The following is a 1,821-nucleotide window of genomic DNA, read 5'->3' as shown; positions in this document are numbered from 1 at the left end:
AAAGCAATGTGGCTTTAGCCCGAAGTGAGCGCGAGCGGGAACCGTGAGTCGCGAACGGAGTGAGAAGCCGAAGTTAGCCGAAGTGTGGCGTTTTAAGATCCGTAATCTCTTTTTCTAAAGCTCTTTGAACTAATTGATTTAAAGAAATCCCCTCTCTTACAGATTTTCTATAGACGCGTCTATGAAGTTCAGTTGGTATGCGAACATTAAAGGAACCCTTAAATGATTTCTCCGGACTTTTTTTAGCTTTTTTACATAAAACTAAATAATCATCTACTGATTCTTGAAATGCCTTTTTCAATTGCTTAACTGATTCGCCTTCAAAAGAAACTAAATCTTCAATTCCTTCTATTTTTCCAAAAAATACTTCATCATCCGCATCAAAATGAACGGAGCCTAAAAAGCCGTTATACTCAATAATATCTTTCATGTTATGTAGCCCTCCGATCTTAATTCATCTAAAATTTGATTTATCTGATATGACTTCAAAATATTTTTAGGATGAGGCTTATGAAGTCTTATAATATGTTTTGTTTCCGAATGAATCCAAGCAACTCTCGAACCAGAAGATTTCCCTGAATTGTCTTCAATATATCCAAAACCAGAAAGTAGCTTTCTAAGTTCATCATAAGAAAAATCTTTTGGTTTTCCTACGAATCTTTGTGCTAATTTTTCGCCTTTTGACACATATCCATTATCGAATTTAATTTTTGGAATGCAACTATTATTTAGTTACATCAACTCTTTTAAATTGCCAAAATCGAACTTAGCCACATTTCGGCTAACGAAAGAGGCTTCTCGACGTTGCGGCCGCAAGCGCTTGTGCGCGACGCGGTTGGCACGAGGTTCGAGGCGCCTTAGCGCCGTCTCGCGAACCGAAGTGACAAAGCAATGTGCCGAAGGCCGGAGTGAGCGCGAGCGGGAACCGTGAGTCGCGAACGGAGTGAGAAGCCGAAGTTAGTCGAAATGTGGCTACTAACAGAAAAAATTAGTCTTTTCCAACTATATTTTTAAGCATCGTGTCAATACTAAATAAATAACCGTAGCTGATAATGCGATTACTAATAAATAGATAATGAGTTTTTAACGCTTGAAACTTTGTAGATCCTAAATGAGCGCTGGTATATGAAATTAGATCAAAAAAATCCTTGTAAATTTTGCGAATTTCCCTTTTAGAAATCTTTTTAAAAGGTTTATATTTTCTTAATTGAATAAATTCTTCCCTGAATTTTCGATCCTCTGATTGACAAAGATATGAAAGAACTTTAATTTCACCTATAAGATTTAGAGAAAATACTAATCTAGCTGCTGTTTCCTTAATATTCTTAGAAGATTTTCCAGAAATAGGATCTAAGTGCGCATCTATAATTGTATTACTTCTATCAATTATTAAACTTTTTAATCTATATTGCGAGTTAGTTATATATGGATCTACTTTCGAATAAAATTCTGGATATAATGCCATAATTTCTTCTGAATATGATTTAATTTCATTCAATTGCTCAATCCCATATTCTGTGGCTCTAATTTTTCCATTTTCAACGGAATACTTATCTAATTTTACTTCTGTTCGGAAAAAATCAGATAATCTGAGAAACGCTAAATATATTCTCCATATGCCCCAAAGAAGTAAAAATGAAATCGTAGCGTTAAACATTATTGTAAGAACGCTTTTGAATGCAGATAAAATTAGATCGCAAATGTAGCTCATAAATATTGGAACCATTAATTTAAGCGACTATGTCGTCTAACGAAAGAGGCTTCTCGACGTTGCGTCCGCAAGCGCCTGTGCGCGATGCGGTTGGCACGAGGTTCGAGCGA

Annotated in this window: 3 protein-coding genes; all 3 read right to left on the bottom strand. The window is 35.7% G+C overall.

Annotated features, from left to right (window positions below; genetic code table 11):
* Window positions 1-73: 73 nt before the first annotated feature.
* The gene (locus JWG44_RS12700; protein WP_205275335.1) at window positions 74-430 is read right to left on the bottom strand and encodes a type II toxin-antitoxin system HicB family antitoxin; all 357 of its coding nucleotides are present in this window, start codon (window positions 428-430) and stop codon (window positions 74-76) included.
* A complete protein-coding gene (locus JWG44_RS12695) occupies window positions 427-687 on the bottom strand; it encodes a type II toxin-antitoxin system HicA family toxin (RefSeq protein WP_205275334.1) in 261 nt (86 codons plus the stop codon). The genes JWG44_RS12700 and JWG44_RS12695 overlap by 4 nt, the downstream gene beginning before the upstream one ends.
* A gap of 301 nt (window positions 688-988) precedes the next feature.
* Window positions 989-1,657, bottom strand: a complete 669-nt coding sequence (locus JWG44_RS12690; RefSeq protein ID WP_205275333.1) for a hypothetical protein — start codon at window positions 1,655-1,657, stop codon at window positions 989-991.
* Between the last annotated feature and the right edge of the window lie 164 nt (window positions 1,658-1,821).

The organism is Leptospira ainazelensis (genome assembly GCF_016918785.1).
GTDB classification, from domain to species: domain Bacteria; phylum Spirochaetota; class Leptospiria; order Leptospirales; family Leptospiraceae; genus Leptospira; species Leptospira ainazelensis.
Note: the sequence above shows the minus strand (reverse complement) of the source record. Positions and strands in the feature narration are given on the sequence as shown.